Origin of the sequence: Photobacterium galatheae, from assembly GCF_000695255.1 — a bacterium.
GTDB classification, from domain to species: Bacteria; Pseudomonadota; Gammaproteobacteria; order Enterobacterales; family Vibrionaceae; genus Photobacterium; species Photobacterium galatheae.
Map to the genome: position 1 here is coordinate 1 of NZ_JMIB01000032.1, position 16,786 is coordinate 16,786.

At 47.7% G+C, this 16,786-nt stretch carries 7 protein-coding genes; 3 read left to right on the top strand and 4 right to left on the bottom strand.

From position 1 onward, the window contains the following. The first annotated feature begins 249 nt into the window (after positions 1-249). Positions 250-3,438, top strand: a complete 3,189-nt coding sequence (locus tag EA58_RS15935; RefSeq protein ID WP_036755031.1) for an AAA family ATPase — start codon at positions 250-252, stop codon at positions 3,436-3,438. 69 nt (positions 3,439-3,507) lie between these two features. On the opposite strand, the gene EA58_RS15940 is transcribed toward EA58_RS15935, so the two are convergent. The 3 genes from EA58_RS15940 to EA58_RS15950 all read right to left on the bottom strand — a co-directional run bounded on the left by EA58_RS15940 (position 3,508) and on the right by EA58_RS15950 (position 6,813). Next, entirely contained in the window at positions 3,508-3,981 is a 474-nt protein-coding gene (locus tag EA58_RS15940) for a hypothetical protein (protein ID WP_152548081.1), read from the bottom strand. 124 nt (positions 3,982-4,105) lie between these two features. Further along, positions 4,106-4,573, bottom strand: coding sequence for a hypothetical protein (locus EA58_RS15945; protein ID WP_036755038.1), 468 nt, complete (start codon positions 4,571-4,573; stop codon positions 4,106-4,108). A 413-nt stretch (positions 4,574-4,986) separates the two neighbouring features. Then, a complete protein-coding gene (locus EA58_RS15950; RefSeq protein ID WP_036755041.1) occupies positions 4,987-6,813 on the bottom strand; it encodes an NAD(P)-binding protein in 1,827 nt (608 codons plus the stop codon). 541 nt (positions 6,814-7,354) lie between these two features. Here EA58_RS15950 and EA58_RS15955 point away from each other — a divergent pair. Beyond that, positions 7,355-10,297 (top strand): leucine-rich repeat domain-containing protein, encoded by a 2,943-nt coding sequence (locus EA58_RS15955; RefSeq protein ID WP_161781066.1) that lies wholly within the window; start codon positions 7,355-7,357, stop codon positions 10,295-10,297. 528 nt (positions 10,298-10,825) lie between these two features. Further along, a complete protein-coding gene (locus tag EA58_RS15960; protein ID WP_161781067.1) occupies positions 10,826-13,780 on the top strand; it encodes a leucine-rich repeat domain-containing protein in 2,955 nt (984 codons plus the stop codon). A 120-nt stretch (positions 13,781-13,900) separates the two neighbouring features. Here the strand turns inward: EA58_RS15960 and EA58_RS15965 are convergent, their stop codons facing one another. Continuing rightward, positions 13,901-16,762: a valine--tRNA ligase gene (locus tag EA58_RS15965; RefSeq protein WP_036755050.1), complete on the bottom strand. Its 2,862-nt coding sequence runs from the start codon at positions 16,760-16,762 to the stop codon at positions 13,901-13,903. Positions 16,763-16,786 lie beyond the last annotated feature (24 nt).

A 16,786-nucleotide genomic window follows, 5' to 3' on the forward strand; every position in this document is an offset into this window, starting at 1 on the left:
AACTTTTTTTCCCCCCCCCCCCCCGCAATTCCCCGTGTTTAGCAGCCCATCTTAGCTTTTTGAATTTCAGGTTTTGTCATCGCTATTTTGTGCGGTGGATCATCGTTGTTGATTCAGGATGTGTTGTTTTTCCTCGTGTGTTATGACACGACGCAGTTATTCCGTTCGTGATATGCCTGTTGATGCGTATTTTGTCTTGAGCATGGTATATTTTGACAAAACCGAATGATCTGACTGACGGAGTGAGCAATGGGACCCAAGGATGGGCGTATTCCTTTAAATGTTTCTTTCTTAAAAACACTGAGAAAACGTTGTGGATTAAGTCAGGAAAAAGTTGCAGAGCAGTGCCTGGAGAAAGGGCTTTACGTCTCTGTATCTTCGATTAAGCGCGCAGAGTCAGGCATGAATGTACTTTATCGCACGGCAATGAGCCTGGCCGATTTCTATGCTGTACCTGTTGGGCAGTTGTTAGCGGACGCGACGCCTGTAGCGACCGGAACACTCTCGAAACTGCCTTTCTATGACAGACAGTTGCTGACCGTTGTGCTGGAGATGAAAGCGCTGACACAAAAGGCGCAGGTCGAAGCACTGATGGATGGTACTCATACTCATTGTTGTCATCAGGACAATGTTATTGCGCTCGGCTGGTGTGTTCATGAAAGTGACGAGTATGTCTTCGAGCGAATTCGTCGCCTGTGTGCCATGTTGCAGTTTACTTTCAAGTCTGAGATCCGACTTTTTGTTGAGGCTGCGAGCGTCGGGCAAGACGGCGAATCGAAATGGATGACAGGGGCTGACGCTACAGATTTTATGGTGAGTGATCGAATGATGGCGATCCTCAGTCGTATTTCATGGGGAGATATTGTCGCTTGTCCGTGTTTTGTCTCTTCAAACTGTGCCCGACCCAAGGGGGAGTTTGCTCCAGAAGACGTTCGTTTTGCGCATTGGCGGGTTGTGTCGATGTGTCAGGTGAATACGGACTATTTTGTTGGTCGTACTCATGAGCTGGAGAGGCTGCAAAACGGTGTCAGGTTGTTTACCGAAACGCAAACTGGCATGGGGTATTGTCTTTCAGGAATGGCAGGGATTGGGAAAACACGCTTATTGCTGAAAACGCTGGAGTATGCTGAATGTTTGGGCTGTCGGGTGACGCAGGTTCAACTGCTGAATTACGGCATTGTTGATACACGTTCTCCGTTAACCCTACTGGTACGGGCACTGTTTGAATGTGATAAAGAGGATGCAGATGATGTGATTCGGGGGAGAATCTCAGTGTCTGCGATTCCATCGTCACATCACTTATTTCTGTACTGGCTCATGGGCGTCACCCTGCGGGATTCTGAAAAGAAATTATTAGACCTGATGGAATTTCAGGCACTGCAGCAGGCTGTCGAACAGAGTCTGACCGATTTGATTCAGGTTCGATGCGACATGCCTTTCCGTATTATTGCTGTGGAAGATATTCATTGGGCTGATCAGGTTTTTATGGGAGTGATTCAAGTGCTGTCTAAGCATGCCCGTGAATCAAACTTCTTGTTATTGCTGACATTCAGGCAACAAAATCAGCTGGCGGTCAAGCAGGCGTGGCTCGATGAGGTTGAGGTCATTGAACTGTCGTCGCTCTCTGAGGAAGAGTCTTATCAGTTAGCACAGTACATGGCGCCAGAACAGGACGAAATGATTCAGCATTGTGTTGAACTGGCGCAGGGGCATCCGCTGTTTTTAAGGCAAACTTTATTGTGTTCCCGGCTGGATCATGAAATTCCGGAGTCGTTAGAACATCTGGTGATGGTGCAGTTAAACCAGCTCGATGAAACGGATTTGAGTGCTGTGAAATCTGCCTCTGTTTTTGGTCAGTGTTTTGATCTGGAACAACTGAGGTTTGTGATTGGGGTGCCTGACTATGAGCCGGATAAACTGCTGGAATTGGGGTTGGTTAAGCCTGTGAATCATCAATTGATGTTTCATCATGATCTGATTTGTCATGCGATTCATCATCAGCTCACTGAGCCGGAGTTGATTGAAGTGAATCAACGCTGTGCAGCTTGGTATGAAAGCCGGGATAAACAGCAGCATGCATTGCATGCCAAGCGGGCGAGAGATGAAAATGCCTTCGGTATTCTGGTGGATGCAGCTCGATCGTATCTGGACAACTTTCAGTTTGAAAAGGCATTGAATCTGATTGAAGAAGCTCTCGATATTGCCCCTGAGACAGATCAGGCATTTACACTGAATTTCAAAGGCAATTGCCTGTATGCCATGGGGCGGCTGGAAGAAAGTATTCATGCGCTTGAGCAGGCTGTGACTTGCCTTTGTCGCGATCAGGAAAAAAGCCAGTATTATCTGGATTTGGTCAGACCCTATCGATTAACGGATGAAACGGAAAAAGCGCTAACGATTCTGGATCTTGCTCAGGCATTCGCAGAACAGACTCAGCAGTATGTCTTGCTTTCCGAGGTGCACTCAATGCGTGGGAATATGCTATTTCCCAGTGGCGATGTGGCAGCCTGTGAAGTGGAACATCAGCAAGCGTTGGCTTACAGCCAACAAGCCGGTAGTCGAGTTGCCATTGCAAAGTCATTTGGTGGGCTGGGAGATTGTGCCTATGCACAGGGAAAAATGACCACTGCCTATCAGTATCTTCAGGAATGCCTTTCCATTTGCGAACAAGAAGAATTACTCAGCATTGAGGCGGTAAACCGTTATATGCTGGCGACCGTGATGATCTATCAGCTTCGGTCAGGGCAGGCACTACAGCATGCCCAGCAAGCCTCGACACTGGCTTATCTGACAGCAAACCGGCGAGCGGAGATCGTCTCCAGACTGACTTCCGGCTGGATTTTTCTTGACCGTCAGGCACTGGTTCAGGCTGAAAATGAAATTGAAACGGCTTTGCGCATTGCAGAACAACTGAAAGCGAGTCGGTTTATTGCTTTTCTGCTGGAATCTAAAGCTCGCCTTTACTGGCAAAAAGGCGAGGTGGCCGCTGCGGAGCATGCGATCGATCAAGGGTTAGCGCTGGTCAATGAGCATCAGCTATCTCGTTTTATTGGCCCTTGGTTATGTGCAACCAAGGCGTTTGTGAGTCAGTCTGAAGCGGTTGCAATGGCCGCTTTAGCACAAGGAGAAGCCTGGCTGGAATCTGCTTGTGTCGGTCATAACTACCTCAGGTTTTATCAGCAGGGAATTCAGGCAGCATGGCGGCTGAAGAAACCGTCTCTTTTACGGCGATACAGAAAGGGATTGGCCGCATTTGCGACAGCGGAGCCAAATCCTTGGTGTGATTTTTATGTGGAGCAGGCGGATTTGATGTTGGCATTGATACGGAATGAAGCATCTGTCGCAAACTTGTTGAAGTTTAATCAATATGCAGAGACGGTTGCTTTGCCGGGCGCAATTATTCCGCTTACGGAGCTGAATAACTTACTGAGTCACTGACATAGTTTCAAGAAGAGGGTAGCTCAATGATGCTTTGAATTCAGCTACCCGACACTGTGAAAACGATGTTTAACTAAAGTGGGTATTCCCCGTGAATGCACCGACAGTGATGATACTATTGCAGTTTGTGGTGAAATAGTAATTCGGCTCAGGACATAATCCGGGCGCGACTAACGGCCAGTACAGGTCAATTGCCCCCACAAAAGCGTCGCCGCAATTCGTACGGTGAAGCAAGTCTGAAGCCAGTTGAAAAGCCTGTGAAATATCAATTGCGATCTTCTCAATATCGATACCACGAATGCCGACTCGTGCCGGAATTTCCTGTGGCCCACCGACCAGGTGATATTCTGGCCCTGGCCAAGTGATTTTATTCGTGAAAACCAGCCAGGTTTTTGCCGATGCACCGGATGTTCTGAATACTTGGTCCAGATCTTCAATACAATGAATTGTTGATTTACTGGACGTATATGTTTCATCCATGAGTGGTGCGTACGTTACTGAATTATCATGATTTGCTGTTTTTTCTAACGTTGTTGTAGCCATTTTATGAACCTCGATCAATTGAGTTTGTTGGGGTTGGGGTTATTTCATGTGATTTTCAGTTTTAACAATCGATTTGGGGAATAGAATCGGGGTTGCCAATCAGTCCCGATTCAATCGGTTTTACTTAAACGAGTGCGTGTTTGAGTTCATCTTTCACTGCGTTTGATGATTTGTCAGTCGCGTTCTGGATTGACACTTCACAGTGGTTACCATCGATGAAAGTATTTGCGTACAGCACTTTACTTTCAGGATCATGCTTGCTTCGGCTAATCGCTTTTGTTGTATCTTTTCCAGATAAAACAGCATGAAGTTCTCCGTCAACGAGTTTCCATGCACAGATAGAAGATTTCTCGACACTGAAAAATGGCTTGGTGACTTTGACTATCGAGGAGGTTAAAGAAAAGTCCATATAGCTGTCTTTCGTACCAGCGACTTTATAATAAAAAGTGTCGTTGGTGTTTTTGTATTTTACTTGCTGAAATTCAACGGCTTGAGATTCAGAACCATCGCCGTAAAATGTCCCGCTTTTATTGAGTCGAACATAGCCAAAGTCCTGACCTTCGAATTTCAGTTTTAAAATTTTTGTGCTCATCTTATTTTCCTTAATGTTTGCTGATGACGTTGTTTTGTGCAGAATGACAAGTGAAAGGAAAGCTTCACTCATTCAACTGCAATTTCGAGATTTATCATGTTCGACTATATTTTTATGACGGAATATAATCATTCAATCAAGATCTCATATTGATTTGTGAACCCTTGATTCACTGGGGTTACTATAATCAATGTTGGTTTTATTTATCATTCCACTTCCGTATCAGTTGCTCTTGTTTTTCGGTTTTTAAGATGAAATAACAGAGAAAAATAAGGCGGGAGATGACCATTGAATCTGTCTTATGACATGTGAATTAGAGGCATCTGAACCTGAAGTGAGCCGATGAGAATTAATTGAGATAAATAAAAAGCCGCACCAGTGAGGTGCGGCTTGGTTAATATGAAAAAAGTTATTTATTTTCGTGCAGAGAGCGACTGAATCAGCGTTTCTGCGGCAACTTTCGCTTGTCTCCAGCACGTTTCCTGTAACCCGACTTCCGCACACCAGGAGCCGGCAAAGGTAATTGGTACATAACCTTTTAGAACATTCTCCGGCAGGTTAGTGTGATATGCCGAGATCTCTTTCTGGCTGAGGTGGGCATCTTTGTCGTATACATTGTGGTTGAAATAGTAAATGGCTTTTTGATCATCTCGGCCAAGCAGGTTTTTGCTCGTCTCTCTTTTAAAGTGGCGTTGGGTGGCCTGAGGCAGGTGTTCAAACGAGGTGCCGCAGATAAATTCGAGATCCTGTTCTGAACGGACATTCAGTGTTGAGGTATCGACGGTGCGCAGCACAAACTTATCGTCAATTGGCTGGGTCGGATTCAGGGTAATAAAATAGCTCAGTTCCGGCGCGTGTTTGATATGACTGTTTTGCCAGTCGTTCTGGTGGCGGTTTTCCTGGAAGGTAATGCTGTATGGCAGCATGGTTTCGCCATGACGAATGGACACATTGAACGTACGCCAGCTGTTTGTATCAGATGCCATGACACTGGCATCGGTATGAACGATCCCAATACTCTGAGTGTATTTGATACGCCCGACAATGGGTGCCAGTTGATTCCCTTGTTCAGCATACTGGGCGCTAAATTGCAGATTCTGGCGGACCTGGCTGGCCAGAATCGTACTGATGACCCCTTGATAAAATGAGGGAATCTCAGGGTTTGTTGTCCCCTTGAGCAGGAAGCCGCCTTCAATGGCTTCCAGATTGGCTTCAACATCGAGATGAATATGCAGTGACAGATTGTCTGCTTGCTCGTACTGGGTACGCAGATAGGTTTCTAAATGCTCAATCCAGGTTCGGGCACCACCGTAAAAATAACGGCGGTCAGGTTTGCCAGCTTTGCCGCCCCCTTCCTGATATTTGAAATAGCCAAATGGTGCAGCGACAGGGAGTTGAGCCGGACCAATATCTGAGGTGAAGAACATCGCGGCAACACGTGGCAGGAATAGATTATCCCGGACCTCCGTGATGGCCGTGGCCAGCGTTTCGCCACTTAACTCCGACTTGTCCTCCAGCTTTTTCAATAAGTTGAGGACTAAATCGTTTGGAGCTAACTGTGTTGATTGCTCAGAGAACAGATGCGGCTGTTTCGCAGCGGCCAGAATGAGCTGTTCGAAAAAAGCAGATAACGACAGGTTCCAGGCGTCTTCAAGCTGTGTTTCGGTTAAGTGAGAGCCATAGTCAACAATCGTATTGAAAATGCAGCCGATTTTGGTCGACTCTAACTGACCTGACGGATTTAACTTTTCCAGACTGAATCGTCTGTCCAGCGGACGCGACAGGGGCAGGTTATCGTCATCGGTATACAGCCATTGATTGTTGAAGGAGAAGAAACAGGCACCATCTTCGATCGGTTTCATGTTGGATTCATTGGCGGTGGTGCCGTTAAATGGGCCATTGATGGTTTCAGTATTCAGATATCCGGTATTCAGCATCACGTCTTTTAAGGTGGTATATTCGCTGAGATTGATATCATTCACCCCCATATCTGCCCAGCGAACCAGATTTTTATATTCGTACAGGTCATCTTTTTCTGATTTACTGGAAAAGCTTTCACCCAGTTTGACGATTACCGTATGTACATTCCCCCCAAGGTGATTATTTTTTTCAAAAAGGTGAATGTCATAGTGTTCGGATTTGTTCTTTAAATGATTGAGTAAGTAATATGCGGCAGCCAGCCCGGATGTACCACCACCAAGAATCGCGATATTATTTTTTGTGCTCAGCTCTTTGTTCATATTTATTTTTCCTCGTGAGTTTAAAAAGAATGAATGCGTCCACGATCATTCACTCGGTATGAAATACCATGGTCAGTTTGAGTTGAGGATATTTGATTGTAAAGAGAAGTAGATCAATTTGATGTTTGCAAGTTTTTACTGTCAGACATGTTTTTAATACTGTCTGATGATGAAAGGTTTTTTATTGAGTCTGATGAATGAGTTTCGAGTGATCGATAAATCATAACTTTGTCAGATAAAAAGGGCGGATGTGTGGGGCCTTCAAACAATCCTCCTGAAAAGCCTCGCTTACAGACGGAAGGGGCAACAGTGAAATGACTGTATAAATCACCTTCAGTTGATGAATCTGATGTGAAAAAGGATTGAAGGGGGAAAATGGCATATGTGATGACTTGTATACTCGCCCATACTCATTGTATTATGCACGGTGTTTTATTGTGCTTTGTTTTGCTGTTCAGGCGCAGACTTTGTATCCAATCATCTCAGCCAATGGAAAATCATGATGATCTCATTTTCAAAAATCAGACAAGCATTGATATTTATGTCTGTGATTGCTCTGACTGCCTGTAATGGCGGTGATGGGCAATCGAAGAAGCAACCTTCAGTCACTGCATCAACTCAAGTTAATGGTCAGATTTTTAAAGGACCCGTTTCGTATGCAACGGTGAGTGCTTACGATGAAATTGGAAATTACCTGGGGGAAACCGTGACTGACGAGAAAGGTTTCTATCAGCTGTCTCTGGATTCGTCTTATCGGGGAGTGGTCCGGATTGACGCCAAAGGGGGCAATTATGTTGACGAAGCAACTGGCGTGTTGACCCCACTGACAGAAAGTTTGAGTGCACTTAGCGTGCTATCAGAAAATGAAACGGTCATGAATGTGACACCGCTGACAGAGCTGGCTGTGCGTGCCACGAATACTGATCATTCACCAGGAAAGGTTGTATGGGCAAACCGCCATATCGCGGACTTAATGGCCTTGGATCTTGATATTGTTAGTGAGACTCCGGTTGATTTGCTGGATACGGCACATCGAGGAAAATCCGGTGCTAATGTGGATTACGCGTTAGTGATTGCCGGAATGACCCAAATGGCAGAGACGCAAGGGATCGACTTTGGCAAATTGGTAAATGCCTTCAGGCTGAATGGCAATGGTCAGGTAGAGGATGAGCAGCAATTAACACGATTAAATACAGGAATTAACGCCTTTCTGGATTCAGTGCAGAACAAGGTTATTGTTGATCGGAAGCGGTATTACCGGAATAACCCACCGGTCTTAGAACGATTAGCGTGGCAAAATGTATTTGAAGGTTTTGAATTCAGATTTGCACCAAAGGTGAGTGATGACAGGGGGGGATTGACTTACCGATGGCAGCAGACTTTTGGGCCAGAAATTCAGTTTGAGGGGACAAATACAGCGGCAATTACGTTCCGTGCACCTGTAACTGAGGAAAAAGAGACGTTTGAGTTTCAGCTCACGGTCACAGACTCTGGTGGTTTGAGTGTCAGTCAAAAGTATGTTGTCAATGTTATGCCGACTCCTGTGATCTCCGGGGTTGCTTTCAAAGGACCTATTCAGGGGGCAATCGTTAAAATTACTCAGGTAGACGGTACATTGATTGGGGAAACCACGACAGCATCGGATGGCCGGTATCAAATCAAGAACACCCATGCTTATCAAGGTTTAGTCATTGCAGAAGTGACGGGTGGCACTTATGTCAGCGAAGCGACGGGACAGACTGTATCGTTAGAACAGACCCTGCGTGCGGTCACAAACATGAAAGCCACAAATACGTCGTTGAATATCACCCCTTTTACTGAGCTCGCTTTTCGCCGGGCAAAACATTTAGGGGAAACCCTGGACGTTAGCAAGGTTGAACAAGCTGCAAGTGATGTGTCCCGGGCATTTGGCGTATTTGGTCTTGTCAACAATGAACCCCTGAATCTCATGGATCCGTCGAGCAAGATTAACAGTTTCAGCACTGAGTCTGATTATGCGCTATCTCTGGCTGCCGCTATGGTTGCAATGCATGAAGATTCACAAAGCTTAGCTGAATGGCTGGATCGTGTGTCTGAAGATTTATCTGATAACGGAAAAATTGATGATATTGAGACACTGAATGCTTTGTATAGAGGGGTCTACAGCTTTATTAAATCACCTCAGAATAAAGCCAAAATTACAGAGCATGACAGCATCGTATATCGGAGTTTCTATCGAAGTACACCACCTACAATAGTGTCAATTTCTCCGAGTGATGGTCATGAAAGGGCGCAAATCAATGTGTTTGTACAGGCTCAAGATACGGGGATTGGTGGCATCCGTTTTTATTCTTTAGAGCAGCAAAGTGGGCCGGCAGCCGATTTCATAGAGAATCAATTTGAAAGTCCTCTAAAAATAAGATTGCCCGAACTGAATGGAGAGCAAGCAGAAACTCTGACCTTTAAACTCACGGTCAGAGACTGGGATGAACTGACCGCTTCCGCCACATTCTCGATTCAAGTACAGCCTTACCCAGACATTGTTCTGGATAAAATTATCGATCCGCAACTGCGTCAATGCATTGAATCTCACTCTCCGAAAATTCATGATATCGGGGGCTTAAGGAGCCTTCAATGTGGCCTTGATTACGTGGGGATCAGTCAGTTGGACGGCATGGAGCAATTTGTCTATCTGACAAACTTTGAGGTGCTGGCGAAAAACCAGATCAGGGATCTCACACCTTTGGCAGACCTGCCAAACCTGAGCAGCCTTGCAGTTGAGCAAACGGTGATGACGGATCTGACGGCATTGACAGTGCTCAAAAAGTTGAAGTACTTAAGCCTCACGGATAGTTCGCTATTGACTGACTTTAGCGCACTACCTCAATTGACTGGATTGCAGGACGGGAATTTTTATGGGACAGGTTTGAGTGATGGTCAGATCTTCCAGCAGTTACCGACACTGAAGGCGATCAACATCGGGAAAACGCAGGTTCATGATTTTAGTTTCTTAAAGGATAATAGCCGAATGAGTTCACTCGGGGTCTCTGACTTGGAACTTACGCATCTCGACCCGCTTGAGCTGGAACATCAACCCAATTTGTATGAACTGGATCTTTCGGGCAACCCGTTAACTGATATCACGCAACTGGCAGCGTTAACGAAATTGAGACGGTTGAATTTGTCAGGAGCGAAAGTTTCTGACTTGTCGCCTTTGGCCACTTTGACGCGTTTAATGAGAGTTGATGTTTCTGATACTGAGGTGACCGATCTGTCGGTGTTCAGGGAATTTAAAAGTGTCCGTGAGATTTATTTACAAGGGTTTAAGGGCAACGACCTCAGTCCGCTGATTGACCTGAAGAAAGCACAACCCCCCAGGTATTTGAGAAGGGTTGATCTCACGGGAGCAGTTCATGTGCCTTGTTCACAAATATCTACGCTGAGAAATCTGGGCGTTAGCACTGCAGTTGTTCCTGAGCCTGGCGTCACCTGTACTGCTGATTAGGTGTTGTCATGTTTTCAGCGACATAACAATAAAAAAGAGGCCATCCGGCCTCTTTTTTATGTCTGATGCCAACTGAAACGCTTACAGCGCCGCGATGGTTGCTTTTGGTTCTTCCTGTTTGATCCCAGTCTCTTAGTGACCTTTCAGCATCTCGTGCTCTTTGATAACGACAGCTTCCGGGGCTGTTGCGATTTGGAAAGGCCCGCAGCCTCCTTTCTTCAGTCACGGAAATCCATACACAGCGCGATTCTTCATGGACACCATGTGATCAATCTTTATCTAAGCGGCAGATCATCAAACGAAAGGCGAAATTTTTCAAATATTCTGCTGTATTGCTGAATCACTTATGAGTCTGGTTGTATATTTTTGGTATTTCATTATCTTATGTGCTTGCGCGCATAGCCTGCGGAAAGACAGTATAAATTTGCTTGAGCCATCTTCTGTGACTGTGCGTTTCTATTTTTTGATGTCAGCTCATGGAAGATAGTGATGATCTCATTTTTAAAAATCAGACAAGCATTGATATTGATGTCTGTGATTGCTCTGACTGCCTGTAATGGCGGTGACGGGCAATCGAAGAAGCAGCCTGCAGTCACCGCATCGACTCAGATTCAGGGGCAGATTTTTAAAGGGCCAGTCGCATATGCGACGGTGCAAGCTTTTGATGGGGCTGGAAATTATCTGGGGCAAACCGTGACTGACGAGAAAGGTTTCTATCAGCTGTCTCTGGATTCGTCTTATCAGGGGGTGATCCGGATTGCCGCTGCCGGGGGCAATTACATTGACGAAGCAACGGGTGAGTTCACGCCACTCACTGAAATATTGAACGCAGTGACAGTGCTGTCAGAACCTGAAGCGGTCATGAATGTGACGTTGTTGACTGAGTTGGCTGCACGTGAGGTCAGCCTGGGGATGTCGGCTGAGAAGGTTGTATGGGCAAACCGCCATATCGCTGAATCAATGGCACTGGATCTTGATATTGTCGGTGAGGCGCCAGTTGATTTGCTGGATGCCACACATCTGGGAAAATCCGGTGCCAATGTGGATTATGGTCTGGTGATTGCCGGAATGACGAAGATCGCACAGGCTGAAGGTATCGGCCTTGGGAAACTGGTCAACAATTTTCGTCTGGACTTTGCAGACAATGGCAAACTGGATGACCCCCAATTGCTGAATCGTCTGAATGTCGGCATTAATGATTTCCTCGATTCTCCATTGAACCGGGTTGGACTGGACCGTGGAAAAACATCGAAAGATAAGGTGTTTTACCGAAATACACCCCCAGTCATAGAACGACTGGCACGGTCAAGTCTGAGAGAAGGTCAGGAACACCAAATCGCGCCTGAAATTACCGATAATAAAGGATCATTGCGTTATCAGTGGCAGCAGATAAAAGGACCTGAGGTACAAATTCAAGGGGCAGAAACAGCAGCGATATCGTTTAAAACACCTGCACCTGTGACAACGACAGTTCTCATGTTCAAATTAACGGCCACAGATGCGGAAGGTTTGGCAGCTGAGCAGTATTATATTTTTGATTTGATTCCGGCCCCGGTGATTTCAGGCGTGGCTTTTAAAGGCCCGTTAGCGGGTGCAACCGTGAAAGTTCAACAGCTTGATGGGACGGTGATCGGAGAAGCGATCACGGCATCTGACGGTAGCTATCGCATCAAGAATCATGATTTTTATGAAGGCGTTGTGATCGCCGAAGTGACGGGCGGCACTTATGTGAGTGAAGCAACGGGTCAGACGGTCACCTTAGTGCAGCCCTTACAGGCCGCGACCTATACGGCGGCTAAAAATACGAAACTGAATATCACGCCGTTGACTGAATTAGCCGTTCGCCGGGCAAAAATGCTCGGTACCATGCTGACAAAAGATAACGTCATGCAGGCGAATCAGGATATTGCGCATGTGTTTGGTCTGCGTGGCAATCTTGTTGTTTACGCCCCAACGAATTTACTGGACGCGTCTGGCATCTTGCGGAGAGGTGATACCACTGAGCATGCGTTGGCGATTGCAGCCATGATGGTTGCGATCAACACTCATTCGCAGAGCTTAACCGACTGGCTGGAACAGGCGTCCAGAGACTTATCGGACAACGGAAGGTTTAACGATGCTGATTTGCTGAAAGCACTGCACCAAGGGCTGATCGATTTTATCCGATCATCGCTGAATGTACTTGGCGTTACGCCCGAAGATACAAGTTTGGATGAACAACTCAGTGGAAGAATTCCGCCTGAAATTGTTTCGGTGACGGGAAAGGATGACCTTGAGCGGCAAATGGCCTCGGCGATCGTCAATGTAAAAGACACGGCGGGTGTGAGCTACTCTTGGTCTCAGGTCGATGGCCCATATGTGAGGCTATATAATCGGTTGAGTCCTCAAGTATCATTTCGTCTGCCGGACATTGCGGATAATTTACCTCAAAGTATCACATTGGCGGTCACGGTAAGTCGAAACGACCTGCACAGTTCAGCGAGAATCACGCTACAGGCTCAGCCTTATCCTGCTGTTGAGTTCGATAAAATTACCGATTCACAACTGCGTCGCTGTGTCGAGGAACGCTCTCCGAAAGTTCAGGATACCGGGGATTTATACCGGCTTGAATGTGGTCCTGATTACGCGGGGATCAGTCAGTTCGATGGCTTGGCACAATTTGTCAACCTGGGACACATCGGGGTGCTGGCGCACAACCAGATCACCGATGTGTCACCCTTGGTGCCATTGGACACACTGAAAAGTCTTGCGCTTCAGCAAACAGTACTCACCGATTTGACGGTACTGAAAGATCTGGCCAACCTGACGGAGCTGGCTTTAACACATAGTCCATGGCTGACCGATTTTAGTGCACTGCCTCAGTTGACTCAGCTGATTGGCATTAACTTGTATGATACCGGCCTGAGTGATGGCCATATTTTTCTGCAAATGAATGCGTTGCAGAAAATTGCAATGGGTAAAACCCAGGTCACCGACTTCAGCTTCATCCAGGAAAAGCCCAACCTGATTTCCTTGGGACTCGCTGATTCAGGATTGACTCAGCTTGAGCCGATAGGACTGGCACATCAAGCCGGATTGAAGTCACTGGATATTTCGGGGAATCCACTGACAGATATTTCGATCCTGTCGGGATTGACGAAGCTGCAATGGGTCGATTTATCAGACACAAATGTCTCAGTGTTACCGACTCTGACCGGGCTGGAGGCATTAAGAATTGTGCACATGAATCATACCAATGTCACCGATCTCTCTGTCTTCAGAGCGTTACCGAAAGTGGTGAAGATTTCTTTACAGGGCTTCAAGGGCAAAGATATCAGCCCGTTGATTGATCTGAAGAAAGAGGAACCATTCAGTTCTCTGTCACAGGTTGATTTAACGGGCGCGGTTCAGGTGCCTTGCTCGCAAATGACGGCCTTAGAGCAACAGAGTGTTAAGATTTTTGTAGATGTGAAGCCAGGCGAAACCTGCACGGCGAACGAATGATGAGTCGAATTTCAATGCAGGCCGCTGGTATGAATGCCAGAAAGCACGGATAAAAAAGCAGATAAAAAAAGAGGCCATCCGGCCTCTTTTTCTTCATGTCTTGATTTTGACTGAAACCGCTTACAGCGCCGCGATGGTCGCTTTCTGCTCTTCCAGCTTGATCAGGGTTTCTTTGTAGCCATCCAGCTTCTCACGCTCTTTGGCGACCACGGCTTCCGGGGCTTTCGCCACAAAACCTTCGTTGCCCAGTTTGCCTTCGATGCGCTTGATTTCGCCCTGAGTCTTCGCCATCTCTTTATCCAGACGTGCCAGCTCGGCGTCTTTGTCGATCAGGCCAGCCATTGGGATCATCAGCGTCGACTTGCTCACCAGTGCGGTCGCACAGGCTGGTGTTTCTTCACCGGCTGCCAGAACGCGCAGGCTGTCCAGTTTCGCCAGTGCAACCAGCACGGCCTGATTGGCTTGCAGACGGGCAGCGTCTTTGTCATCAGCGGCTTTGAGCATCACATCCAGGCCTTTGCTTGGGGCAATGTCGTATTCAGCACGCAGGTTACGAATGCTGGTGATGAAAGTTTTCACCCATTCAATGTCTGCCAGTGCGTCCGCATTGAAGTTTGCTTCATCATACTGCGGCAGCGCCTGCGTCATGATGGTATCGCCTTCCACACCGTCAACCAGTGGCTTCACGCTCTGCCAGATGGTTTCCGTGATGTACGGGATCACCGGGTGGGCCAGACGCAGAGTCTTCTCCAGTACCGTAATCAGGGTACGGCGGGTCGCACGTTGCTGTGCTTCAGAACCTTTCCACAGAACAGGCTTTGTCAGCTCCAGATACCAGTCACAGAACTGGTTCCAGATGAACTCATAAATGGTGTTGGCAGCCATATCCAGACGGAAGTTTTCAATGTGCGCATTGAATTCTTTCGCGGCCAGCTCGAACTGAGATTCGATCCACTTGTCTGCCAGTGAATATTCCAGCTCGGCACCTTCGGCAAAACCGCAATCCTGATCTTCGGTGTTCATCAGCACGTAACGGCTGGCGTTCCACAGTTTGTTACAGAAGTTACGGTAACCTTCCAGACGCTTCATGTCCCAGTTGATGTCACGGCCGGTGGAAGCCATGGCAGCCAGGGTGAAACGCAGAGCGTCTGTACCATAAGGTTCAATGCCGTTTTCGAAGGTCTTACGGGTGTTTTTCTCGATCTTCGCGGCCAGTTGCGGCTGCATCATGTTTCCGGTTCGTTTCTGAACCAGAGACTCCAGATCGATACCGTCGATCATGTCGATCGGGTCCAGCACGTTCCCTTTTGACTTCGACATCTTGTCGCCGTTTTCGTCACGGATAAGACCGGTGACATAAACGGTTTTGAATGGAACCTGTGCTTTGCCGTTTTCATCTTTGCAGAAGTGCATGGTCATCATGATCATGCGGGCAACCCAGAAGAAGATGATATCGAAGCCGGTCACCAGCACATCTGACGGATGGAAGACTTTCAGATCATCGGTTTGCTCAGGCCAGCCCTGAGTCCCGAATGTCCACAGAGCAGACGAGAACCAGGTATCCAGCACGTCGTTGTCCTGTTTCAGGACGATTACTGGTGCCAGACCGTATTTTTCACGAACTTCTTCTTCCGTGCGGCCAACATAGACGTTGCCGTCGTTGTCGTACCATGCCGGAATGCGGTGACCCCACCACAGCTGACGGGAAATACACCAGTCCTGCACATCACGCATCCAGGAGAAGTACATGTTCTCGTACTGTTTTGGCACGAACTTGATGTCGCCATCTTCAACGGCCTTCACGGCAGGCTCAGCCAGCGGCGCTGTGCGCACGTACCACTGGTCGGTCAGCATTGGCTCAATCACCACGCCGCCACGGTCGCCGTAAGGCACAGTCAGGTCGTGATCTTTGATTTCGTCCAGCAGGCCCAGTGAATCAAATTCAGCCACGATAGTTTTCCGCGCGGCAAAACGCTCCATGCCCTGATAAGCTGCTGGAAGATCGGTGCTGTAAACGTCTGTTGGCTCGCCGTTGCTGTTGAACACCTCAGCTTCGTTGCGGATGTTGGCATCGAAAGTCAGGATGTTGATCATCGGCAGGCTGTGACGTTTGCCGACTTCATAGTCGTTGAAGTCGTGCGCTGGAGTGATTTTCACACAGCCGGTGCCTTTTTCCATGTCCGCGTGCTCGTCGCCCACGATTGGAATGCGGCGGTTCACGATTGGCAGCAGGATGTGTTGGCCAATCAGATCTTTATAGCGCGGGTCTTCCGGGTTCACGGCCACACCGGTATCACCCAGCATGGTTTCCGGACGCGTGGTCGCAACCACGATGTAGTCTTTGCCGTCTGCGGTTTTCGCACCGTCAGCCAGCGGATAACGGAAGTGCCACATGTGGCCCTTCTTGTCTTTGTTCTCAACTTCCAGATCAGAAATTGCGGTGTGCAGTTTCGGATCCCAGTTCACCAGACGCTTGCCGCGGTAGATCAGATCATCTTCATACAGACGAACAAAGACTTCGCGGACGGCATTGGACAGACCGTCATCCATGGTGAATCGTTCACGATCCCAATCGACGGATGCGCCCAGACGGCGCAGCTGCTTGGTGATCGTGCCGCCGGATTCGCCTTTCCATTCCCAGATCTTGTCGATGAAGGCTTCACGACCGTAATCGTGCTTTGTTTTGCCTTCTTCTGCTGCGATCTTGCGCTCCACAACCATTTGGGTGGCAATACCTGCGTGGTCAGTACCGACCTGCCACAGGGTATTTTTGCCTTTCATACGCTCACAGCGGATCAGGGTATCCATGATGGAATCCTGGAATGCGTGGCCCATGTGCAGGCTGCCCGTGACGTTTGGCGGTGGGATCATGATGCTGTAGGCATCTTTCGTCGTGTCACCGTGAGGCTTGAAGTAACCGGCCTCTTCCCAGCGCTGATACAGCGCCTGTTCAATCGATTGTGGGTTATATGTCTTTTCCATAGCGCTCTTGATGGATCTAGGTGG

What these genes read in the sequence shown, in the direction of transcription:
- EA58_RS15935 (WP_036755031.1), top strand. Translation starts at nt 250, where the DNA reads ATGGGACCCAAGGATGGGCGTATTCCTTTAAATGTTTCTTTCTTAAAA.
- EA58_RS15945 (WP_036755038.1), bottom strand. Translation starts at nt 4,573, where the DNA reads ATGAGCACAAAAATTTTAAAACTGAAATTCGAAGGTCAGGACTTTGGC.
- EA58_RS15965 (WP_036755050.1), bottom strand. Translation starts at nt 16,762, where the DNA reads ATGGAAAAGACATATAACCCACAATCGATTGAACAGGCGCTGTATCAG.
- EA58_RS15940 (WP_152548081.1), bottom strand. Translation starts at nt 3,981, where the DNA reads ATGGCTACAACAACGTTAGAAAAAACAGCAAATCATGATAATTCAGTA.
- EA58_RS15955 (WP_161781066.1), top strand. Translation starts at nt 7,355, where the DNA reads ATGTCTGTGATTGCTCTGACTGCCTGTAATGGCGGTGATGGGCAATCG.
- EA58_RS15950 (WP_036755041.1), bottom strand. Translation starts at nt 6,813, where the DNA reads ATGAACAAAGAGCTGAGCACAAAAAATAATATCGCGATTCTTGGTGGT.
- EA58_RS15960 (WP_161781067.1), top strand. Translation starts at nt 10,826, where the DNA reads ATGTCTGTGATTGCTCTGACTGCCTGTAATGGCGGTGACGGGCAATCG.